Source organism: Cohnella endophytica (assembly GCF_003628305.1).
GTDB classification, from domain to species: Bacteria; Bacillota; Bacilli; order Paenibacillales; family Paenibacillaceae; genus Cohnella; species Cohnella endophytica.
On sequence record NZ_RBZM01000001.1, the window covers coordinates 408,770 to 432,988 of the forward strand.

Here is a 24,219-nt window from a genome sequence, read left to right on the forward strand (position 1 = left end):
CATGTGACCGTTCAATCTTCGATTATCCCCGATCTTAACAACATGAGATTTCAGTACCAATCGGAATTGTCCATCTATACGGAGAAGTTGGCGGAAGGAAGGTTGTTGTTCGCCGGGTTTCAAGATAATGGCACATCGATCTACGAACATACGGACTTAAAAGATAAACCGTCCTTCGACCTGACGATCGACGGACAATCCATGAATTACGGGTGGGAGTTCAGCGACTTTGTTACCCGTCGGGATGAGCTTGGGAACACGACCGGAACGTTGACGTTAAAGCATGAGCGGAGCCCGGTTCAGTTAAAGGTCATCACCATCTGCTCCGGATTCGGCTTCTTCAAGAGAACGATGGAAATCACCAATCTATCGGACGAGGCGACGATCGGCCTTACGAATATGGTCCCTTTCAAGGGATGCATTTGGAATATTACCGATAACATAGCCGATAATCTGCGAGACGACACGGTAGCGCCTTATTCCGTCGGACGATTCAAGGATTTGTATTGGGGGAACGAGGGAAACTTCGCATGGCAGGATATTCCGGTGAACACAGGCATTTTCTTTCAATCGACATTTGGCATGAGCGGGCATAGCAGCCCTTTCTTTGTCCTGCGCAACAATATAAACGGCGGCTATTTCGTCTGTCAGATGGGTTGGTCGGCGAACTGGAAGTCGGCCGTCTTCGCCGATTATTTCAACGATAGCCGCCTTCCGAACAAGATCAACTTAAACTTCGAGATCCAGCCGATGACGCCTTCTCCCGCTAGATTGATCGCGCCGGGAGAAACGATCGTCGCTCCGGACATGCATATCGGGATGAGCCATGTCGATCTCGATACGGCGATTCAGAACCTGCATGCCTACTTGCGGCAATCCGTCCTGCGGCAGGTCGGAGACGGGTTGCAGCCCGTTATTTATAACCAAGCCGGTTACATGGTACCTGGTTATAAGCAGCCGGAGATGAGCGAAGAGGGACTGAAGCACGAGGTAGACATCGCAGCCGAGCTAGGCGCGGAGCTCTTCATGATCGATGCCGGATGGTACGGTAAGAACGGGGAAGCGGGAACGGATTGGGGCAATACGACGGGCGATTGGTTCGCCGCGGATATCCTTCCTAATGATCTGTTTCCCGTCTACGAGCACGCGCGTTCGAAAGGTTTGAAATGCGGGTTATGGGTTGAAATCGAAACCGCCGGATCGAAATCCAATCTTGCCGAGGCCCATCCCGATTGGTTTCTGACGAAGTACGGGAGTACGTTCCCGAGAGTGCTCGACCTCTCGAAACCCGAGGTAAAGCAATTCGTAGAGTCCGAGATTATTCGGCTAGTGGAAAAATATCAATTGGATATGTTCCGTTTGGATTACAATTCAAGCTCCAACGAGGGGGGCTTTAACCTTAAGGAAGGCCGGAACGAGAATACGCATTGGCGTCATATGGAGGCCATTTACGAGATTTTCGAACGGGTCGGCAAGCGGTTTCCCAACCTTCAGCTAGAGAACTGCGCCAGCGGAGGCGGAAGGACGGACTTAGGCATCGTTAGCCGATTTACGACGACCTGGGTTTCCGATTGGTTCAAGATGCCGCGGACGGTGAGAATCTTGAATGGCATGAGCATGGCACTTCCGCCTGAATATATCAACAGGTCGTACTCACCAGGTATGGACGGGAATTTGGACACCCAAATGCACGTGATTATGATGGGACATCCGATGCTGTGCGGAGTTACGCCTTCGCTCGCTTCAGCGAATCCCGCCATCATGGCTTGCGCCAAAAAATATATCGGCATCTACAAGGATTTCATCCGCACCTTCCACCGGGCGGCAAAGGTTTATCATCATACGCCGGTCATTCCCGGAGCCGACGGTTCAGGCTGGGCCGCGCTGGAGTACGTTTCCGAAGACCGGAAAAAAGCCGTGGCGACCGTATTCCGTCTAGTCAACGCGGATGAAGATCGCTATACGATGAAATTCAAAGGCCTCGATAAAGGCGCGAACTATCGCGTGCGAATCGAGCCCGAAGGAAGCGAGTTCGTTGTCGGCGGTTACGTGTTATCAAGAGAAGGACTCACGATCGAGCTGGATACGGCATTAACTTCGCAAATGATTTTGCTGACGGAAACGGATTAACGGGAGGATCAACTCATGAAAGTAAGTTATTCGGGCCTTGCGATCGTACCCACGAAGCCGGCTTCCATGAATCTAATCATCGAGCCTGGGCGCATACATGCCGGCGATCAGGTCATCGAGCTTGACGCAGCCTCTTCGATTTGTATTCGCGAGGCCGGACAAAGGCAGTATAACAACCAACTCTATCGCATAGTAGGCGAAGGCACGGCTTCCCCGAGCGGCTGGAATGGAGAGAATCTTCGCGGCACGGCCGGAATGCCTTATCAACGCATGGTTCCCGGTTCGCTTCAGGTGTATTCGAAGGATCGAGAGAAGCGTTATGTTCCGGAAGTAGATTATACGCAAGACAGCTATTGGGGTTCTATTAGGCGCCATCCGCAAGGGGAGATCGGCGTCGGTCAAGAGCTTTCCATTGATTATACCGTTTGGTTATGCCGATATGATGCCATCGTTCTGCTCGAGAACGGAACGATACAAGTCGTTGAAGGCGATAGCGAGGCGCCGGAATCTCGCGAGCTGCTGCTGCCCGAGCCGCCGGCGGTCAAAACGGGGTTTGTGCTGGCCCATGTTTTCACGGGCTGGGGACAATCCTGTATCTATGGCGGAGGGTGTCTGATCGCTGCGAATAGTTCAACGTCTTCCCGTTCGACGAAGACACTGCCGGTTCTCGCGGGACGATATGAGGACATGGTGGAACGCACCTACGTAGTCGAGGTTACGGCCGAAGAAGGTGATTCCCAAGGACAATACCAAGTCCGAATCGGGGCAACGGGAGAGGATTATGGCACGAACGATATCATTACGATGGATACTTTGCGATGGACGGAACCCAAACGGCTGCCGCACGATCGGAAGCTGCCGTTGCTGCTGCAATCCGCCTACCGATATCCGGTAAGCTGGGGGCTGGAGCTTGATTTTTCACAATGGGGGTCGGATGCCAATCTTGACTTGTCCGGAGAGTATACGGTTACAGCCTATCCCGAAATGATTTTCGATAGAAGGCCGGCGCTGAACGGAATCGATCCGCTTGACATTATTCCATTGGAACAACGCAGCCATCTGGACGGTTTCAGGGAGAAGATCGCTTCCGGCACTCCAGTACGCATTGCTTTTTTTGGAGCAAGCAACGCGAACTCCGGATTATGGCCTGGCCAAGTCGTAAGAGAGCTGAGGCAAGCTTATCCGCAAACCGCAATCTCAACTTCGGTCTTAGCTTATGGCGGAGAAGAGATGCGCCATGGCATGCATCGTTTCCATCGCGAGGTATTGCCTGTGCAACCGGACTTGATCGTGATGGAGTATTTCATTAACGATGTCTGCTACGGCAATCCGGAGGAGACCGAACAAGCGGCCCGCTTCATTCTGCAGAGCATACAAAATGCCGGAATCCCGTGTATCGTTCTTACGAATAACGGAGCGAATCCGCTTTTTTCAAGAAACGGCTCTTCAAGCAGCTTTCAAAAATATCATGAGCTGTATCGCGGCCTAGCCTCCGAATATCAAATGGCTTTCATCGGAGCTTACGCCTATTTCAGCAATCTCCATTTGTACGGAAAGTATTTTCTAACGGAGCTGAAAGGGAACATGGTGAACCATCCTTACGGGATTATCGATCGGAATTGGGGGGTGTTCGATCGCGTGCTCAGTAACGCGATCTTGAAAATACTCGGTACATCGGGAGGAAACGATGGACAATAAAACGATCGAAGAGTCCATTCGGACGCTCAATCAATTTAGAATGCTACTGCTTGGAGACCGCTACCGTCCTGGGTATCACTTTGCCATGCCCGAAGGCTTCGGATTGCCGGGCGATCCGAACGGCGCTTTTTTTGCGAATGGCAGATATCATCTGATGTATCTCTATAAAAACTGCACAAGCACGACCGACGGTTTCAATTGGGGCCATATTTCGAGCCATAATCTGGTTCACTGGCGCGCTCATCCGGATGCGTTATTCCCAAGCCAGGGGGATAACGGTGCTTTCAGCGGCGGAGCCTTTGTCGATGACGACAATACCGTATACCTCTCTTATTCGAGTTTGGCGACAAGTCTGGAGACGATGGCGGGCGGAGGAGTGGGGATTGCCAGAAGCTCGGACAGACACTACGACCATTGGGAAAAATTCGAGACGCTGGCGATCCAAAGCACGGTAAACGGAATTACTGAAGTCATCGGCGGCAATGGTGAAACCGTGTATGCGGGGAGCTGCGACCCAAGCAATATTTGGAAAAAAGACGGCGTGTATTATATGCAAACCGGGAATTTATGCGTGCTGGGCAAGTACGGAAGAAAGGAAGATTCCCCGCTTGAGGCAAGGGGAGACTGGACGGATTTATTCCGATCTACGGATTTGAAGAAGTGGGAATACGTTGACCGCTTCTATGTAAGGGATCGTTCGAACAAATGGACGCTAGAATCCGAAGACGATATGTGCGCAAGCTTCTTCCCGCTTCCTCCGTCCAGACAAGGAGGGGCGCCGAGCGGCAAATACTTACAGCTTTTCATTTCGCATAATAAGGGCTGCCAATATTACATCGGCGAATATCGCGACGATCGATTGCTGCCGGAAACTCACGGACGCATGACCTGGGCAGACACCGCATTCTGCGCTCCGGAAGCATTGATGGACGATAAAGGCCGGCAGATCATGTGGGCATGGATCGTCGATAATCTGGAAGACGAATCAAGCTTCGGGTGGTCCGGCGTGTATAGCTTGCCAAGAAGCTTATGGCTGGGAGAGGACAATACGTTACGTATGGCGCCGGTAGATGAGCTTGCTTTGTTGAGGTATAACGCCAAGAGCTTTCCGGCAATAGAGCTATCCGGAGGAGAGAAGCTGGAGCTGGATGGAATAAACGGCGAATCTTCCGAGATTAAGCTGACGATCGCGCCCGGGACCGCTCGGAAGTCGGGTTTGAAGGTGCGCGCTTCGCCGGACGAAGAGGAAGTCACCCTGCTCTATTACGATGCCGAAACGAAAGAACTTGTCTTCGATTCGACGCGCAGCGGCGTCAACGGCTGGAAGGTTAGAGAAGCCGCGCCTTTTCAATTGAAACAATCCGAACAACTCGAATTAACGATCTATATCGATAAATCCGTTATCGAGATTTTCGCCAATGAGCGTCAAGCTATAACAAGACGGGTTTATCCGGAGAGATCGGACAGTACGGGCGTCTACCTCTTCACCGAAGGCGGCGCGGCTTCATTCGATGCGATTCAAGTATGGGAAATGATGCCTTCGAATTTCTGTTAAAACTAATCCTACAAAAGCGAGATGATCCTTGTGAACATATTGGCGATAGGCGCACATCCGGACGACATTGAAGTATTCTGTGCCGGAACTTTATTGAAATACAAACAGCAGGGCCACAACATCTTTATCGCGCTGACAACGAGCGGTAATATCGGTTCGAATGAGTATGCAAGCAGAGAGGAAATCGCTCTGGCGAGGGAAAACGAGCAACTAGAAGCGGCCAAGATCATGGGCGCCCAAGTCAAGTTTCTCAGATTCGACGATCAGGGCTTACAGGACACTCCCGAAACGCGGCGAGCCGTCATCAACGCCATTCGATGGGCGAATCCGGACGTCATTCTGGCCAACTATCCCGAGGATCCCAGTACGGACCACGCCGTTACCGGGAAAATCGTCAGCGAAGTTATGCTATCGATTCCAGGCAAGCTGATCCCGGCGGATGAACCGCCCATTGCCAAAAATCCTTCGCTATTCTACTACGGGACGCCTGTGGGAATCGGCTTTTTGCCGGAAGTCTATGTCGACATCACCGATGTATACGAATTGAAAAAGGAAGCTTTAACCAAGCATACCAGCCAGTTTAACTGGATGGATGTCTATCAGACGCACGGGTTGCTCGATATTCTGGAAATCACGGACAAATTTAGAGGGCTTCAAGCCGGGTTCATCTATGCCGAAGGCTATCGAGCGTTCCGGCTCCACGGCTATATGCCGAATTTTAAATTGCTTCCATAATCGATCTATTAGGAGTGAATGAGATGAAACTGCAATATAGCATGGCACATGAGCCATTACTGGATGTCAACTCGCGGGATACCTTGGTTGCGAATATGAAAAAAGCCGGAATCGAGAAAATTTGGATCGCCGGCTTCTTCTCCGGCAATATGGTCGATATCGAAGAGCTTAAGCAAGCCAAGGCGTTCGCGGAATCGCACGGGCTGGAGGTCGGTGCGGTAACGATCCCGATCGGGCACCCGGGTAATGCGCTGAATCCGGACGATCCCGATCTGGATCTGGAAATCCCCAAGCATTGGCATTATCGGGTCGATAGCAGGGGAGAAACCGTCTATTATTGCGGGGCGATCGATGCTTGTCTGATCGAGGACAACGGCAAGGTGGCAAAGCAACTGCGTGACGCGGGCTTCAAAGAGGTGTTCCTGGACGATGATCTGCGGGCCGGCAACTTTAACGAGTTTATTGAAGGCTGTTATTGCGAAGCTTGCGTGACGGAATTTAATGCGATCTATGGCCGTCAGGAAACAAGGGAATCGTTACTGGTCCAAGTCTCGCAGAAGCTGAACGCGGAAGTCATGAAGGATTGGGTCGCGTTCCAATGCGTTAAAGTGACGGACGTGGTGAAGGCTACGGACATCGAGGGCGTTCAACCCGGGATTATGGTGATGCATTTCGGCGATGAACGGCACGGGATCGATATTCCTTCCATTCGCGAGCAAATACCGGACACGTTGTTCCGGGTGGGAGAGTATCAATTTAATGATGCAAGATTCACGAATCCCCATGCGAAAGCGGAAGAGTTGCTCGGTATAATCTACCACCTGAGCTTTATCGATAAGAAATTCGCGTACAGCGAATCGACGATTTTTCCGCCGCGCTCTTTAAAGGAGCATAACCTGGTCTATAAAGCGATGCTGGCCATTACGGCCGGTCTTGAGAATGTGCTGTTCATGAGCGGTACTTGGGTGCTGGAGGAAAGCTATTGGCATGCAATAGCAGTTGCGCTTCCGGTAATGCGAGAGTTGGACAGAGAGACCGCGAACGTGCCAAGAGAATATCCGGTGCATCTTGCGTACGGCACGCATGGCGCTTATGCGGAAGCCTTCGTCCCGACGAGTCTTCCTCTGTTGGCGGGTATGCCGGTTAAAGCCGTTCGCTCGGACCAGAGCGGCGAGGGCGGGGAATTGCTGTTATTTTTCGGTGACTATCAATTTGGGGCACAATGGCAGGAGCAGTTGCCTCGCTATAAGCAAGTCGTGTTTGACCAAGCGGCAGCTACGAAAAATAAAGATATCCTCCAACAGCTGCAGCTAACGACAAACAATATTACTTTCTGGGATCAGCAAGCGACAGCAAAACCTTCCGTCGAACAAATTTCTTCGCTGCAGCGGCTAGTGGCCCAGGGCTCGTGGAATTTCCCGCGGTTCGTCGAGGGGAACCATATCGGCTTGGTATGGCTCAAAGACAGCGGCAAGTGTATTTTGTTTAATTTGTTGGAAACGGTGAATCAGGGAATTCTCCACTGGGCAGGTCGCCAGTATCCCATTTTGCTGCAACCATTGTCCTTTGCGATTGTTGACGGCGAGGGTGCCGTGACGGCATACCATACGGAAGTCGCGCTTTAGGAGTTAATCTGCTGATCGTTCCCATTGGAGGCGGTTTCATGAATAGCATCATCCCGACGAATCTCAAAACGGAATACTTATACAACCCGCTTGGCATCGATTCGTCGCACCCTAGATTGAGTTGGATGATCGAAACCAAGACAAGAGGTTTTCTCCAATCCGCTTATCGCATTCTCGTCTCCTCGGATAGACAGCAGCTCCTTGATGAATCCGGATTCGTATGGGATTCGGGGAAAGTGAATTCGGATCAATCCGTGTTCGTTCCCTATAACGGGACTCCGCTTTTGTCTAACGAGCGATATTATTGGAAAGTCCGCGTATGGGATACGAGAGGCAATCTATCCGCTTGGAGCGAAGTTAGCGAATGGTCCATGGGGCTTCTGAGCCAGAGCGAGTGGAAGGCGAATTGGATCGGCGAGGTTTTTAAACCCGTAGAAGGTAACCGGGAAGTCAGCTTCTTCCGTAAATCCTTTACGATCGGAAAACCGATTCAAAGAGCGACGATCTATGCGACTGCCTTCGGCGCGATCGAGGTCAGTCTCAACGGCAGCCGCGTCGGGGAGGACTATTTTGCTCCGGAATGGACCGATTATCATACAAGAGTGCATTACAGGACTTATGATGTCACCTCTTTGCTTCACGTGGGCTCGAATGCCGTCGGGAGTATTCTCGGAGAGGGATGGTACAGCGGTCACATCGCTTGGTACGGGAAAAACCTCTATGGCGAGGCGCTTCGTTTTATGTTGCAGCTGTACGTCCGTTACGAAGACGGGACGGAGGAAACAATCGTCTCGGATTCCTCGTGGAAAGAGAGCAAGGGACCGATTGCGTTCTCGGATTTTCTAATGGGCGAGAGCTACGACGCCAGATTGGAGCACGATGGGTGGAACGAAGCGGGCTTTGATGATTCGGCTTGGCGCAGCCCGCATGTGTATGGCGATTTCAAAGGATGGATCAATGCCCAGATCAGCCCGCCAATCCGAGTCGTGGAAGAAAAGGAGCCGATAACGGAGCAAAAAGTCGTGCCCGGATCGCTGCTCATCGATATCGGTCAGAATATGGTCGGTTGGGTTCGAATCAAGGTGACAGGCGATCGGGGATCTAAGGTTACATTGCGATATGCGGAAGTGTTGAACCCAGACGGTTCGATCTACACGGATAACCTGCGAACGGCTAAACAAACGGACACCTATACCCTCAAAGGCGAGGGAATAGAAATATACGAACCTAAGTTTACGTTTCACGGATTCAGATATGTGGAGATCACCGCTTCCGCCGACGTGAAAGTGACGCAAATCACGGGTCGCGTCATCCACAATTCGATGAAATCGACAGGCAAGCTCATCACTTCCGATTCAGGCGTTAATCAATTGTTCAGCAACATCCTTTGGACGCAACGCGCGAACTTTATTAGCGTCCCAACGGACTGTCCCCAGCGGGACGAGCGGATGGGGTGGACCGGGGATGCTCAAGTCTTCTCCCGTACCGCATCGTATAACATGGACGTTGCGGGCTTTTTCGCGAAGTATATGACCGATATCGTGGACGCGCAACGGAAAACGGGCGCTTTTACGGATACGGCGCCATTTCTCAAAGGATTCTCGGATTGGAGTACGTTCGTCGCTTCCGCGGGCTGGGCCGATGCGGGCGTTATCATTCCATGGACGATGTACAGCGTCTATGAAGATCGAAGGATCATCGAGGACAATTATGATGCGATGGCCGCCTGGCTCGCATTCCTGGTCAAGATGAATCCGAGCCTGTTGCGCACGGATACCCAGTATTATGGGGATTGGTTATCCCTTAACGCGAGTACGCCGATGGATTTGTTCGCAACCGCTTACTTCGCCTATTGCGCTAAGCTAATGGCGGCAATGTCGGAGGCGGTCGGGAAAACGGAGCAAGCTGCCTCGTACGCCGCATTATTCGAACAAATTCGTTCCCGATTCATCGAAGCCTTCGTAGCCGAGGACGGACGAATCGCGGGAGAGACTCAGACAGGTTATGCGTTGGCGTTGTTCATGGAATTGCTTCCCGAGGAAACAAGACGGAAAGCAGCCGCCCATCTGGTCGCGGATATCGAGCAACGCGGCTGGCATATTACGACGGGGATCCATGGCATCAAATATTTGTTGCCTGTTCTATGCGAAGCAGGCTATGAGGAAGCATCTTATCGACTGCTGCTTCAAGAAACGTATCCTTCATGGCTGTACTCCATTCGAAACGGAGCGACGACGATCTGGGAAAGATGGGACGGCTGGACCGAGGAGAAAGGGTTCCAGAATCCGGGCATGAACTCTTTTAACCATTACGCGCTTGGCGCCGTGGGGGAATGGATGTTTCGTTACATGGGAGGGATTGATAAGTCATCCGAAACCCCCGGGTACAAACATATTCAAATTCGTCCATTCCTAAACGACAGCCTCACGCTCGTGGATTGCCAATATGAAAGCAGTTACGGTACGATCCGGAATCGATGGTCGATCGTCGACGGTTTCGCCGAGCTTCAGGTGACGATTCCGCCGAATACGAAAGCTGACATCTTTATTCCGTACATCGACGGAGAGCAAGTGTATGAGAGCGGAGAGCCTGTACTCTACGTGGCGAATAATCGGGTAGGCGAGTCCATTATCGATTTAGGGATCGTCGGACCAAGACGAGTCTTCCAGATAGGGTCCGGCGAATACCGTTTCCGGACTCGGTTCAAATCCAATGGGGCTGGGAAATAGGAGGAATCACGCATGACAATGACCGCAACCAGCCAAAATGGGTACATCCTATCGTTAAACGGAACTTGGAAGCTGCTCGTTGACCGCGAGAATAAAGGGATCGAGGAACGATGGTTTGAAAGCATCCGTTCCGAGGCTCAGCCTGCTCCCGTGCCCGGAGTCATTCAACAAATCTTTCCCGGATACCATGGAGTGGCATGGTATTGGCGTTCTTTCCATGACGGTTGCGCTCATTTCCCCGGAGATCGTTCGATTGTCCGTTTCGGCGCGGTGGATTACCTGGCCGACGTTTGGATCAACGGTCAACATGCCGGTTCATTCGAAGGCGGGGAAACCCCCTTCGAGTTCGATATTACGGATTTATTGGTTGCCGAAGGCGAGAACTTACTAGCTGTTCGCGTACTGAATCCGACCAATGAGCCGATTGACGGCATCGTTCTGGGCCAGGTTCCGCATCGGAACAAAAACGAGGTCCCATCTGCCGGCGGGGACTTCAATCATGGCGGGATTAAAGAGCACGTGGATTTGAGGAAAGTACCTGCCGTTTATTTGACGGACGTTTTCGTTCAACCTGAAATGAATTCGGGCATTGTAAGGATCACGGCTGCGGTACGCAATTGCCTGGGCGCAGTAACCGAAGGCGTTTTGCATTATTCTGTCACGCGAACGAATGGATCCGGAGACGTGATCCAAGCCGAGCGCGATATCGTGAATGTGGTCAAAGGCGAGTCCGTTCATGAATGGACCTTGACGATCCCGAATCCGCGATTATGGCGACTGGAAGATCCTTATCTTTATCAAGCGACGATCGAAATCCATACGGCCGGTCAACGGCCGCATAGGCAATCCGTGCGTTTCGGGTTCAAAGATTTTCGGATCATGGACGGTTTCTTTTATTTAAACGGCAAACGAATCTTCTTAAAAAGCACGCACACGGCCAATGCGACGCCCGTTACGATGAATGTGCCGTCAGCCTCCGATCATGTCCGGAAGGATATGCTGTATTTGAAAGCAGCCGGATTTAATGCGGTTCGGTTTATTGCAGGCGTCGCTTCGCCAGAACAGCTCGATCTTTGCGATGAGATCGGCTTGTTGGTCTTTCAAGAGACGATGGCAAACTGGTGTTTGAATTTTACGAGCGATCCTAAATATCCGAATCTTCCTTATTCCGAGGAAGTCGGGAAACGTTATGACCACAGCAACATCGAAATGATCAAACGCGACCGTAATCACCCGTGCATCGCTGCATGGAGTTTATTGAATGAAACATACGACGGTCCCGTCTTCGAGAGGGCCGTTGCCTTTCTACCTATTCTGCGTCGTTACGATGCATCCCGATTAGTGCTTCTCAACAGCGGTCGCTTTGATTTTCGGTTTAGCATCGGCTCGGCCAGCAATCCCGGCGGCGAAGCATGGGAGTATTGTTGGGGGATCGAAGCTCCCGACGCGCCGACGCTTAAGTTCGATCGTCCTTCCGCCGATGGCTGCGGCGAATTTCATTTTTATCCGCCAACGCCTCATTCCACCGAAACGAAAAACTTTCTTCGCACTATGGGGAATGGCACCAAACCGATTTTTTTATCGGAATACGGAATCGGCAGCCTATTCCATGTCATAAATGAGTGGAGGCACTTCGAGCAAGCGGGAGCTCGGAGCGACTTGGAGGATGCTTCTTGGGTGCAAGAACAAAGCGAGGCCTTGTATGCGGATTGGAAACGGCTCGGTCTGGAAGACTCGTATCCGTTTCCGGAAGACATGCTGCGCGACAGCCAACGGCTGAACGCTCGCCAACGTACGTTCGGATTTGATTTGATTCGCTCTAATCCCCGCCTATGCGGATACAATTTAACGGGCATGCTCGATCACGGCATGTGCGGCGAAGGCATGTGGACCTTGTGGCGCGAATGGAAGCCGACGATGTTCGATGCGGTAAGCGACGGGTTTGCCCCTCTCCGATGGTGCTTGTTCGTGGACTCCATGCATGGTTATTGCGGCCGAGAGATTACGATAGAAGCCGTTCTGGCTACGGAGGATGTCTTAGCGCCGGGGGAATATCCCGCTCGTTTCAAAGTATACGGACCGACGGGCACGGTTTGGGAGAAAGCAGTTTCGTTTACGATTCCGGAGAGCATGCCCTTTGCGGTCCCCGTGATCAAAGAGACATTCCGAATCCAAGGTCCGCAAGGAAGCTATACGTTTGCGGCTAATTTAGAACGAGGCGGCGCTCCTTCAGGGGGCGCGTTGAAATTCCATATCGCCGATTCGAATGCTTATCCTTCCTGCAAGGGACAAGTAACGGTTTGGGGAATTGATCAGCCTGTAGAGGAATGGCTAGTCGAACGCGGGTTGAATTGCGTACCGCTTCAAGCGGGAAAAGGGTTGAAGAAAGAAATCATCGTTGTCGGAAATCCGGCCGACTCCTCGAATGAAGAGAAATGGAAGCTGCTTAAGAAACGCATGAGGAATGGAGCGACCGTCCTTTTTGTAAGCCCGATGATTTTTATTGACAATGAAACGGCAATCGATTGGTTGCCTCTGACGAACAAAGGCGCGTGCAAAAGCATCAAGGAATCGATCTATCATAAGGAATGCGTCGCGAATCGGCATGCCGTATTCGAAGGCCTTCAAGGGCCTGGCATTCTCGACATGGACTATTATGGTCAGGTTATTTCGCATGAAGTGTTCCTCGGGCAAGATACGCCCTATGAAACCATCTGCGCCGGGTTCAACACCGGACATTATCGGATCCCTCGCGGTTATGGATCAAGTCTGTTAATTGCTCACTATAAGACCGAAGAGGGCCGTTTTTTCTTAAATGCAATGAACATTCTTGAGCAAATAGATCGCAATCCGGCAGCCGACCGGTTGCTTCTCAATTTGATCCGGTATGCGCAAGCAACCATTACCGAATCCGTCGAAGGATAGCCAGAGGGGAGAGGTGCATGATGATCGGGGAAGCCATAAGACAATACGAGGAAGAAATCGTTGAGCAACTTCGACGATTGATCCGAATTCGGTCCGTGAGTTCCGATCCGGCTCCCGGACAACCGTTCGGTAGAGGAGTGGACGAAGCTCTCCGCTATATGTTGGATTTAGGAAGCTCGATGGGGTTTAAGGTGAGGAACGTGGACGGATATGCCGGACATGTCGAGTATGGGGACGGCGATGAGCTAGCGGCTATCGTTGTTCACTTGGACACGGTCCCGGAAGGAGAGGGCTGGAGCTCGCCGCCGTTCGCCGCTGATGTCAGAGACGGCATCATCTACGGCCGAGGCGCTAGCGACAACAAAGGACCCGCGGTCGTTGCGTTATACGCACTTAAGGCGCTGAAGGATCTCGGCATTCAACCGGATCGTAAGCTACGGGTTATCTTCGGCACAAACGAAGAAACCGGAATGACCGATCTCGATTATTACTTCGAACGGGAACGGATTCCCGATTATGCATTTACTCCGGATGCGGGTTACCCGATCGTGAATGCGGAGAAAGGGAGCTACGATTTGCGATTGACAAGCGCAAGAGGTGAACATTTTGGCGGTGAGCCTTCTAGGGCATTCGATATCGTATCGTTCGAAGGCGGCTCTGCACCGAATGTCGTGCCGGAGCAATGTATAGTCCGACTTAAGCCGGGCGAGCCCATCGAGCGTCAAGCTTCCCTAATCGGTCAAAAGCTGGAATCGCATCCCTACATCTCGGTCGGATCGCTGGAGGGTCCGATTCTCGAATTGAAAGCCTTAGGATTTAGCGCCCATGGAGCCACGCCTAACGAAGGCGTAAATGCGATTTCACGCATGATTGCTTTTCTGGCGGATTTGCTCGGGGAATTTCCGGAGAGCGAAAGTCTCCTCCGATTCCTTAACGAAGCGATAGGATTCGAGACGACGGGGGAGTCGCTCGGTGTCGCGTGCCAACACCCCGTTCACGGGCAATTAACAGTGAACCTAGCGCAAATCGCGATCAATGATAAGACGTTGGAAGCCGTAATCAACATCCGATACCCGGTGGTAGCTCGGGGAGAAGACGTTCTGAGTGACATTAGTAAGAAGGCTGGGCTATATCAGGTCGGAGTCGAAGTGATAAAGCATCTCCCCTCTGTCCTTGTCGATCCCGGCGATCCTTTGATAGCCAAGCTTGGCAGAGCCTACGAGGCGGTGACGGGAGAACCCGCACGGCTGCTCTCGATTAGCGGCGGTACGTACGCAAAGAAGTTGCGCAATCGCGGCGTTGCTTTCGGAGCGGGTGTCGGAGGCCGGGCGCACCAGTCGGATGAATTCGCTCCGATCGCCGATCTGATGGATCACGGAGTCATCTGTTTGCAGGCAATCTATGAGCTATCCTTATAGCGATTATGGCTACATTTATTTCGATGCCGGATTTACTGCCGGCGCTATCAAAGGATGAGGAGGGAACTTTCATGACATTTACCCATCATAATGAACCCAATTGGTCGCAAGTTTCAGGACGGTATCCCAGAACCCGTTCCAAAAGAGTTTATATTCATCCGCCTTTGGTAGACTCGTTGGTAGAAGTCAGACCGGATCTAACGTTGATACTCAAGGATGCTCTGGGACGGAATGGACAACTTCGAAGAGGGCACGGCTTTTTTCTCAGCACGCAGGCGGGAGGGAATCCGCAATTTTTCGATTTTCGCAAGGTGGAGCAAGCGTACTTGTCGCCTAAGGAGCCGATCTTATTCTCGTCGTTGGCGCAATCCGGCTTTAACCATCGATTGACGAGCTTGACCGTGAAAGAGCCGGATGGCGGCTCGCGGGTGCATCTCTATCTATCGATAACCAATTCGCATCCGAGTCTCTCCAGATCGGCGGATTGGTATTTCGCGAGCGTCGAAGATAAACATGAAAACTTCTATGTAGATATCAATGAGGATTACGTCCCTTATGACCAAGTCGTTGCGCCTTGGCTGAACGGGATGGAGCTCGAGCATCGGGCAATCGATTCCTTAAACGGGCTCCTTCTCGATCAGCGGGGCGTTGTCATCCTCCGGTACGACGCGGCGCCTAGTACGAGAGCGGAATATGCGGCACGAGCCGGCGAATTCGCCAATATTCTTAAATTTAATATGGAGCTTGCTCCGGGAGAGACCAAGAAAATCCATATCGAAATTTTCGATACGTTTACCGGAAGAACGAACGAGCTTGCTTCCATTTGGAATGAATCCTATTTAGATGAAGCAACGGCAATCGATCAATGCAGGCTTATCTGGAACCAGGCGCTTACGGGGAAAGCAAGCATTCAAGTGCCGGAATCGATTATTCAGGCTATTTTCGATACGGCCCAAACCAACTCTTTGCAGCTGATCGCAGAAAGAGCGGATGGATCCGCATTACCCGGACAAGGCGGTTTTAACGAATATACGGTTGTGTATTCCTGGGAAGTATCCGCTTATTTGAAAATGCTGAACCGTCTTGGTTATGGGGATGTGGTCAAAAAAACATTGCAATATTTTTTAAGCACGCAGGTCGGCAGCAAGGGTCCTGACGGGGATATTCTATCTCCTAAGGGATCGTTTCGCGCGCATATTTTCTGGATGTGCGAGACGGGATCCGTGTTAGGGCTGCTAGCGGATTATTATTTGACGACGAAGGATAAAATGTGGTTCGGTGAGCATCTGCCGGCGATTCTTCAAGCATGCGAATGGATCGAAAGAGAACGCGGCGCGACCAAAATGGTCCATGATGACGGCACGAAAGCGGCGCACTACGGCCTGTTGCCGAAAGGACGAGTTCACGATTGGCCGGATAAAGGTCATTTCTTCTTCTCGGACGCTCATACGTGGCAAGGCTTGCATATGATGGCTCTCGCATTGAAGGATTGGGGTCATCCGGACGGTGCGAAATACGCGGCGGAAGCGCAGGATTATCGGGAGTGTTTGGAAGCGGCGGTTCGACGGGCCACCTATTCGCATCCCCCCGACGAGCATATCCGCTGGATTTCCAATGAAGTGTATACCAAACCAGGGGTAAAGAAAGGCGTTTATGCGATCGATGGACCAGCTTGTCTTCTGGACACGGGGCTCCTGAGAGCCGAAGATTCGATCATCCCGGAAATCGAGTATTATTTGCGTAACTATCATTCCATGGGCGACTTGTTCGCGGTGAAATTGCCTGAAATGGAAGATGAACAGCTCGGGAAGCTTCAGGAGCAATATGCGGGTTCGGCGGTCGATTTATTCTACGTAAACCAAGCGGAGCGGATCTGGCATCGGGTGTGGTGCTTGCGCGGAGAACGGGAGAAGGCGTTGCGCTATTTTTATTCGACCATGGCGTTTTCGACTACGCTGGACACCTTTAACGTCCACGAACGCTATTGTCCGCAGCTGCAGTGGCTTTCGCCCTGGCAGCCTAATGGAAGCGGAAACGGCCGCGTCATGGAAATGATTATGAATTCACTTTACCTTTTAGAGGATCGTACGCTTAAGCTGCTGCCTTGTGCGCCGGCCGAATGGCTTGAGATTGGGAAGCGGATCGAAGTGAACCGGGTAGGGACCTACCTAGGAGAGCTTTCTTTTTTAGTGACAAGAAGCTCGCTCCATACAGTGCACGTTGAGATTCAACTACCGAAGGGGATCGAAGCTGTAGATGTTACAATCATCTTGAAGGGCGGCTACGAAATCCGAAAGGTTCAAATGCTGGATGGCGAAGGTCAAGATACGGAATGGAATGGGACCTTCAGCGGCGATAAGCTGTACCTTTCGAATCCGCAACTGGAAGTAAAATTGATCGCGTGGTTGTCAGAAGAAAAGGGGATGGCTTAGTTGGAACAACAACCCGTTAATGAAATAGAAGAACTGAAGTGGCTGTCACCCGATGAGCCTCCTTTTCAGATCGCCGGATTCGCTTGGTGGGCGAAGGAGCGCAAGTATCGCCGCCTGCCGGTCGTCGCTCCCGGCGCCATTCGCGAAATATTGGACGAGCTGGCGAACCACACGTCCGGAGGTCAGATTCGTTTTCGGACGAACGCGACGAAGCTCGCCATTCGGGTTAAGCTGTTTGCTCCTAACACCGCGGAACATATCCCCGCGACGGCCGTGAACGGATTCGACTGTTATTTGGGAGCACCCGGGGAGCAGCAGTATTTCGGGACGACGAGATTCCCGCACGATGCCGATCATTACGAGTATGTGTTCTTCCATGATCAGGAAGCGACGATGCGCTACGTCACGCTGAATTTTCCGTTGTTTCAGGGCGTGCACGAAGTACGGATCGGGGTGAATCCGGGAGCCGATTTGCTCGAGTTTCCGACGTATGCGTCGGATCGCAAAGTCGTTCTATACGGAACTTCGATTACGCAGGGAGGCTGCGCGTCGCGGCCGGGGATGTCGTACACGAACATTCTAAGCCGTAGATTCGATAGAGAATTTATCAATCTGGGTTTCTCGGGCAACGGTCAGGGCGATCCGGAAATCGCGACGTTCATGAGCGAGATCGACGATCCGGGCTGCATTGTGATTGACTATGACGCCAACAACCCGAATATTGATAATCTGATTCGCACGATGCCCGAGTTTTTACGCATTTTGCGAAGCCGGCATGCCGAAGTACCGATCCTTGTCCTCTCGCGGATTCCTTACGGTTACGAACACGTTCTGACTTCATCTCGACAAGACAGAATCGCCAGACGGGACTATCAAAGAGAGTTGGTCGAGGAGCTTCGTAGCCGGGGCGATCGTTTCATCGAATTCTACGACGGGGCCGTGTTGACCGGGGATCTCTGGAACGAATGCACGGTTGACGGCGTCCATCCGACCGATCTTGGTTTTATGCGGATCGCAGACCGGCTAACGCCGATACTGAAATCGATTCTGATGTAAAAGCAAGCAAAAGCTGCGACCCGAAGTTTCGGGTCGCAGCTTTTGGACAATCAGCATATTTTTTCTTTTTGCCAACGGATGGAATGGTCGAATTCCGTCATTTGAAATTCCTGATTCCCCCAATAATACTTCAGATCAACATTGCCCCAGTCCTCATAGAGTTCATCCCATTCATACGGGCCATGGGGCTTCAAAGAAGAAGGTTCAATGACATCGCTTGCCGGTTGATATCGATAATCGCAGGAAAGCCGAATCTGACCAGGGATTTGGTTAGGCATCGATTTGTGAACGGTGTGGCAATGAAAGAAAAGCACGTCTCCGGCCTCGTAATCGGTCGTCTGCCATTCGTAATCGAGTCCGCATAAGATCGATTCCAACCCGCCGGCTCCCGGGTTGCTCGTTACGCCGAGCAGCCCGGCCTGATGGCTTCCTTTGAGCACGGCCAAGCCGCCCAGTTTTCTCGAAACGTCGCCAAGCGGCATCCAGCATGTCCAGGTGCTGGCCGAGCCTTGGATATGAAGGAAATCCTGATGCGAGGGCGTGATTCTCGCGTCACGATGAGGAAGCATGATCCGGCCGATATTCCGCGGATGCGGAAACGGCGTTTCGTTGAATAGGGCGGTGAACATCGCCAGAGTTTCCGGAGAATGAGCCAGGGCATGAAACGATTCCAGCTTTTGAATCCGGCGATACATCTCCAAGGTGACGCCTACGCCGTTCCATTGCAGCTCTTCCGAGGAATACCGATTGACGGCTTCGATATCGGCCATTCCTTCCATGAGCGGGTATTGCGGATTCATCACGCCGAAGCTGTCCAGAATGCTCAAGATGCCACGGCGAACTTCAAGCACGCGAGTTCGCGGGAGCAGTCCTTTGAAGAACAGAACGCCATCTTCGTTTGCTCTGGCGCGCAATTGATCAGGTTGGCTTAGAAGCGGGCTGGAGTCCGTGAAGTTGCCGGAGACGGGTTTCCGATCGTTGTCCATTGCGACATTCATTGCATGTGTTTCCTCCTCTCGTATTTGTTGTCATCATAACATCCGGATCGCCAAAATCATTTAGATGGCAGCGCACAGGTTTGTCATTTACCGGAATGGAATAGAGGGAGGGGCTCGAGTTGGAAGCGTTCATCAAGGCAATCGCAAACGCGCAGCCGGTCGTTCATTTCGCGAACCGGTGGGTTAGTAGTCCCGGCGAATCCTTCGGGCCGCGCATTATCGGGGATTACCAATGGATCTACGTGAGGAGCGGTAGAGGAAACGCGCGAATCGGCGGCCAATCCTTCCGCGTGAATTCCGGATGTTTGTTCACCTACGGTCCCGGGCAGCCGCACTGGTTCTGCTCGAGCAAAGACGATCCGCTGGTGCTATATGGATTGCACTTCGGTTATACGGAACATTCCGGTTTAGACGATGTTCTGAGTATGATTCGCAACGTGGATTGGGATAGCTTCGAAAAAATAGACCCCGTTGTCCCCGTCCAATTCCCCCCAAGGATGGAGACGGGCGCTTGGCCGCTGCCCTACTTCGAGCGCTTGGTCGAGGAGTATCGGGGTAACCGGACGATGGGCGCTATGGTGTTAAGAGGACTGATCACCGAATTATTGGCCAAAGTCGCAAGGTGGGTCATCGATAAGCCTGCCCAGGCGATGCCGCTGGACAAACGAATCCTCCGCGTGAAAGAAATTTTGGAGAACAAAACGATGGAGAGCTATCACGCCGATTGGTTGACGGACGGGCTGACTGTTAGCCACGATTATGTTTCCCGTTTGTTTAAGCAGATCATCGGGCTTTCTCCGCGCGATTATCATAACCAGACGAGATTGGTCAAAGCCCAACAATTTCTCGAGGAGACGGAGCTTAGTTCCACCGCGATCGCCGAGCGAATGCAGTTCGGCAGCGTGCATCATTTTTGTAAATGGTTCAAAAAGCATACGGGCATGCAACCTGGGACATACCGCAAAAGAAGCCGCTTCCTGTAACACGCTAGCAGGGGAAACGCGGCGCAGTTAGGTTTTCATGTTCTTTTCAAGCCGAGCGATAATGATCTCATTCGCATTTGCGATATGGTGCCTCAGCTCGGATATTGAATCGGGATTCCTCTGAATGACCAGATCTGCCAACCGGCGATGACTTTCGTAAAATTGTTGGTAGGTCGGACTGGTCATGTTCGTGATTTCCAATATCGCTTGGAACACGTTCGCCATTGTATTCCAAGCCACCAGAAGGGGGCTGTTCTCCGACATCATCACCAGACTGCGGTGGAACTGGATGTCCAGAACGGATGTCTCCGCGCTCGAAGGCGCGTTCCCGGGGATGGACAGACGTTGTTCCAATTGTTCCATGGATTCGAAAAGGGGGCGGAAGTGAAAGGAACGATTCGCCAAAATTTGTTCGAGCGCTTTTTGTTCGAGCAGAAGGCGAAGTTCGAATAAATCATGAGCCTGTTTGGACGTGAAGCCGATCACCTCGGTGCCGCCGTTGGATAGATTCAGCACCAGCCCTTCTTGCGAAAGCAATTGGAATGCAGTTCGGATCGGCGCTCGACTGCAACCGAGCTGGTCTGCGACTTTCGATTCGATTAAACGGGAACCGGATTTGTATTCGCCGAGAATAATATCGGTTCTTAATCGCTTAAGGATTTCCTTCGCCTGAAGCGAACGCGCAAGCGGATCATCTATTTTGTTCATCTCATTAACCCTCTCCTGATCGGAATCTTTCATCTTAAAGATGATTGTACTTCGTTTGCACGCTTGAATTCAACATTTCTTATCGGTGGACGTCAATTTAATATTGTATACAAAACTATAATATTGTATATTGTATTTGCAAGGAGGATCTTAGAAGCACTTTGCGGGGAAGGAGAGAGGGAAATGAGAAAGCTCGCGATATTGGGCGCGGGAATTTTCGGCGACCGCAGGGAACAGGAGCTCTTCGAGCCGGCCGGTTATCAAGCCGTCTATTATGAATGCGCCGACCCTCTGGATATTGCGGCTTCGCTTACGGATGTCGAAGGACTGCTCGTGAATCTGGAAAGGGTGTCGGATGAATTATTGGACCGGCTGCCGATCTTGAAAGTGATCGGACGATATGGCGTCGGAGTCGACAATATTGACCTCGAAGCTGCATCCAGACGTCGAATACCGGTCATTAACGTTCCGGATTATTGCATCGACGAAGTCGCGGAGCACGCGGTCAGCTTCATTTTTGCGGCCAACCGCAAATTGCCGATCGCATCGTCTTTGCCCAGACAAGGCAGTTGGGGCAAGGTGCAACAGTTGAAGCCGATTCGCGCGATCAAAGAGATAACGCTCGGCGTTGTCGGAACTGGGCGGATCGGCTTGAAAGTGATCGGAATGATGGCCCCCTTCGGCTGCAAAATACTTATTCACGATCCCTATCTGGTCGATGCGGAGCTACCTCGGAATGCGGAAATGACCGAATTCGATCGGTTGCTTGCGTTGTCCGACATCATTACGATCCATTGTCCGTTGACGGAACAAACCCGGCGCATGTTCCGCTCGGAGACGTTCGCCCGGATGCGGAAGCAACCGGCCATCGTCAATGTTTCACGGGGGCCGATCATCGACGAACGCGATCTGCTCGCCGCCCTGGACGAAGGCACCGTGTCTTTCGCCGCGCTGGACGTTATGGAAACGGAGCCTCCGGAACGGGAGCACCCTTTGCTTCATCACCCTAAGGCGATCGTCACCGGACATGCAGCCTGGTATTCCGAGCAATCCGAGAACCGGCTAAGGGATCTTCTTGCGATGCGCATCATGGATTTCCTGGAAGGCAGGCCCGTCCCTTCGATCGTCAACAAATTCCAAACCTAAATAAGGAGTGTTTTCTTTATGCGTAAAGGTAACGTGATCCGCGCATCTGAAGTTAAAACGTTTTTCTTCGACGAAACTTACACTTCCAAAATGCTCATCGACCGAACGAATTCCGAAACCCAGAACGTCCAGATCAACATGGGAATCATGGCGCCCGGAGCCAAACATACCGATCATAATCACCCGACCGACTATGACGAATTGTATCTCATTATGAAAGGCGAAGGGATGGTGCGCTTGGATGGTCAGGAATACGATCTGTCGCCGGGCGACGTCGTGTTTATTCCGGGAGGATCGAATCACGCCATAGCCAATAAGAGCGACACGGAAGAATTGGTCATTTTTACGGTTTGGCCCAAACACCCGGAGGAAGGCGCAAACCCTGTATATGATCTGCGAATCCGGGAGTGGGGCAAGTCCTACGTGACGATTCATGAATAATTTTATTTTAGAGAGAGGCGCACGCCTATGAAACTACAAGGAAAAATCGCACTCGTCACGGGTGCGGGAAAAGGAATCGGACGCGGAATCGCGCTGGAATTAGCCCAAGAAGGCGCCGACGTCGTTATCCATTATCGCAGCAGCGAACAACAGGCGATTGAAACGGCGGAGACCGTCCGAGCAATGGGCAGAAGAGCGTTGCTCATTCGGGCGGACCTCTCCGACGTCAAACAGATCGGCGAGATGATGGAAACAATCCGCGAGCAATGGGGCGGAGTCGATATTCTGGTGAACAACTCGGCCATCGATCCGACGTACGATTTTTTCGAAGTGACCGAGGAACGTTGGGATCAGGTGCTGGACACGAACTTGAAGGGCGGCTTTTTTTGCGCCCAAGCTTGCGCGAGAGACATGGTCAAAAAGGGCGAGGGCAAAATCATTTTCATCAGCTCCGTTCACGGGAATACGACGATGCCGAAGTATTCGGCTTATGCGGCGTCCAAGGGCGGGATCAATGCCATGACCCGGCAGCTGGCGCTTGATCTGGCCAAGTTCAACATTCAAGTGAATGCGATTGCGCCTGGAGCCACGGATGTAGAGAAGTTCCACGAGGACCCGGGGCATGATCCGGCAGCCATCGGCGAACAGATTCCGCTCGGTCGGATCGGATACCCGGTTGATGTGGCCAAGGTCGTCGCGTTCTTCGCCTCCTCGGACGCAAATTTCGTTACCGGGCAGGTGTTAACCGTCGACGGAGGCTCCAGTACGCGGTTTTTCCTAAGATCATGAAAGTATTCGCAAGCCAATCGCATCGAGAGGATGATTAGTGTGGAGGTTGCAGATCGAATCGTTCTTGTAACCGGATCCGGCAACGGAATCGGGAGGGCAATCGCGATCGCGTTCGCTAAGGAAGGCGCTTCCGTCGTGATCACGGATATAGATGAAGGCGCTGCGGAGAAAGTCGCGCGCGAGATAGAATCGATGGGGGGCAAGGCAAAGAGCATTCGGACGGATGTATCGTCCGGCGCGGATGTGGAACGCTTATTTGCGGTAATCCATCGGGAATATGGCAAGCTTGATGTGCTGGTCAACAATGTAGGAACGACGATCCGTAAACCGACTGTTAGTTTTACCGAAGAAGAGTGGGACTTTATCTATGATACGAACGTTAAGTCGATGTTTCTGTGCGCGAGAGCAGCCGGTAAATTGATGTTAAAGCGAGGGGGAGGTTCGGTCGTCAACATCTCCTCGATTCTTGGCACGGGAGGGGTGAGCCGGCGTATGCCGTATGCTTCCTCCAAAGCGGCCGTGGACAGCTTTACCCAGACGCTCGCCTGCGAATGGGCGCTCGACGGGGTCCGGGTCAACGCCGTTGCTCCCGGCTATATTCGAACCGAAGGGTTAAATCAGGCGTTCGTCGCGGGCATTTTGAAAGAAGACGATATGGTGCGTAGAACGCCACAGGCGCGTCTGGGGACGCCGGAAAATATTGCAGACGCCGTTCTATTTCTGTGCTCTTCCAAAGCGGAGTATATTACGGGAACGGTTCTTTACGTCGATGGCGGATATTCCGCATACCAGGGGCCGGAACAATGGCCTTCCTTCCATCATGATCCATCGGTTTGGAGCGAAGTTTAATG

At 52.1% G+C, this 24,219-nt stretch carries 17 protein-coding genes; 15 read left to right on the plus strand and 2 right to left on the minus strand.

Annotation, left to right across the window (positions count from 1 at the left end; translation table 11 throughout):
* Positions 1-3: 3 nt before the first annotated feature.
* The 10 genes from D7Z26_RS01955 (at position 4) to D7Z26_RS02000 (ending at position 18,303) form a co-directional block, all read left to right on the plus strand.
* Positions 4-2,130: an alpha-galactosidase gene (locus tag D7Z26_RS01955; protein WP_120974238.1), complete on the plus strand. Its 2,127-nt coding sequence runs from the start codon at positions 4-6 to the stop codon at positions 2,128-2,130.
* Positions 2,131-2,145: 15 nt separating this feature from the next.
* Positions 2,146-3,828, plus strand: coding sequence for an SGNH/GDSL hydrolase family protein (locus tag D7Z26_RS01960; protein WP_120974240.1), 1,683 nt, complete (start codon positions 2,146-2,148; stop codon positions 3,826-3,828).
* Entirely contained in the window at positions 3,818-5,383 is a 1,566-nt protein-coding gene (locus D7Z26_RS01965; protein ID WP_120974242.1) for a glycoside hydrolase family 32 protein, read from the plus strand. The genes D7Z26_RS01960 and D7Z26_RS01965 overlap by 11 nt, the downstream gene beginning before the upstream one ends.
* Before the next feature lie 30 nt (positions 5,384-5,413).
* Entirely contained in the window at positions 5,414-6,118 is a 705-nt protein-coding gene (locus D7Z26_RS01970; RefSeq protein WP_158602150.1) for a PIG-L deacetylase family protein, read from the plus strand.
* Positions 6,119-6,141: 23 nt separating this feature from the next.
* A complete protein-coding gene (locus D7Z26_RS01975; protein WP_120974246.1) occupies positions 6,142-7,743 on the plus strand; it encodes a hypothetical protein in 1,602 nt (533 codons plus the stop codon).
* 38 nt (positions 7,744-7,781) lie between these two features.
* Positions 7,782-10,472: an alpha-L-rhamnosidase gene (locus D7Z26_RS01980; protein WP_120974248.1), complete on the plus strand. Its 2,691-nt coding sequence runs from the start codon at positions 7,782-7,784 to the stop codon at positions 10,470-10,472.
* Between the two features lie 12 nt (positions 10,473-10,484).
* Positions 10,485-13,397 (plus strand): glycoside hydrolase family 2 protein, encoded by a 2,913-nt coding sequence (locus tag D7Z26_RS01985; protein WP_120974250.1) that lies wholly within the window; start codon positions 10,485-10,487, stop codon positions 13,395-13,397.
* 17 nt (positions 13,398-13,414) lie between these two features.
* Entirely contained in the window at positions 13,415-14,815 is a 1,401-nt protein-coding gene (locus D7Z26_RS01990; RefSeq protein ID WP_120974252.1) for a Sapep family Mn(2+)-dependent dipeptidase, read from the plus strand.
* Between the two features lie 71 nt (positions 14,816-14,886).
* Positions 14,887-17,247 (plus strand): hypothetical protein, encoded by a 2,361-nt coding sequence (locus D7Z26_RS01995; RefSeq protein ID WP_120974254.1) that lies wholly within the window; start codon positions 14,887-14,889, stop codon positions 17,245-17,247.
* The gene (locus D7Z26_RS02000; protein WP_120974256.1) at positions 17,248-18,303 is read left to right on the plus strand and encodes an SGNH/GDSL hydrolase family protein; all 1,056 of its coding nucleotides are present in this window, start codon (positions 17,248-17,250) and stop codon (positions 18,301-18,303) included. It abuts the gene before it with no gap.
* 50 nt (positions 18,304-18,353) lie between these two features.
* Here the strand turns inward: D7Z26_RS02000 and D7Z26_RS02005 are convergent, their stop codons facing one another.
* Positions 18,354-19,301, minus strand: a complete 948-nt coding sequence (locus tag D7Z26_RS02005) for a phytanoyl-CoA dioxygenase family protein (protein ID WP_120974258.1) — start codon at positions 19,299-19,301, stop codon at positions 18,354-18,356.
* 119 nt (positions 19,302-19,420) lie between these two features.
* On the opposite strand from D7Z26_RS02005, the gene D7Z26_RS02010 reads away from it, so the two are divergent.
* Positions 19,421-20,284 carry an AraC family transcriptional regulator gene (locus D7Z26_RS02010; RefSeq protein WP_120974260.1) on the plus strand — a complete coding sequence of 288 codons (864 nt, stop codon included), beginning with the start codon at positions 19,421-19,423 and terminating at the stop codon, positions 20,282-20,284.
* 27 nt (positions 20,285-20,311) lie between these two features.
* Here the strand turns inward: D7Z26_RS02010 and D7Z26_RS02015 are convergent, their stop codons facing one another.
* On the minus strand, positions 20,312-20,992 hold the full coding sequence (locus D7Z26_RS02015; RefSeq protein ID WP_158602151.1) for a GntR family transcriptional regulator: 681 nt from the start codon (positions 20,990-20,992) through the stop codon (positions 20,312-20,314).
* Between the two features lie 183 nt (positions 20,993-21,175).
* Here D7Z26_RS02015 and D7Z26_RS02020 point away from each other — a divergent pair, with 183 nt between their 5' ends.
* From D7Z26_RS02020 to D7Z26_RS02035, 4 genes are read left to right on the plus strand one after another with little or no spacing between them, the layout of a single operon-like run.
* Positions 21,176-22,138, plus strand: coding sequence for a C-terminal binding protein (locus tag D7Z26_RS02020; RefSeq protein WP_120974264.1), 963 nt, complete (start codon positions 21,176-21,178; stop codon positions 22,136-22,138).
* Positions 22,139-22,156: 18 nt separating this feature from the next.
* The gene (locus D7Z26_RS02025; RefSeq protein ID WP_120974266.1) at positions 22,157-22,579 is read left to right on the plus strand and encodes a dimethylsulfonioproprionate lyase family protein; all 423 of its coding nucleotides are present in this window, start codon (positions 22,157-22,159) and stop codon (positions 22,577-22,579) included.
* 27 nt (positions 22,580-22,606) lie between these two features.
* Positions 22,607-23,368 (plus strand): SDR family NAD(P)-dependent oxidoreductase, encoded by a 762-nt coding sequence (locus D7Z26_RS02030; protein ID WP_120974268.1) that lies wholly within the window; start codon positions 22,607-22,609, stop codon positions 23,366-23,368.
* A 39-nt stretch (positions 23,369-23,407) separates the two neighbouring features.
* Positions 23,408-24,217, plus strand: coding sequence for an SDR family NAD(P)-dependent oxidoreductase (locus D7Z26_RS02035; protein WP_158602152.1), 810 nt, complete (start codon positions 23,408-23,410; stop codon positions 24,215-24,217).
* Positions 24,218-24,219 lie beyond the last annotated feature (2 nt).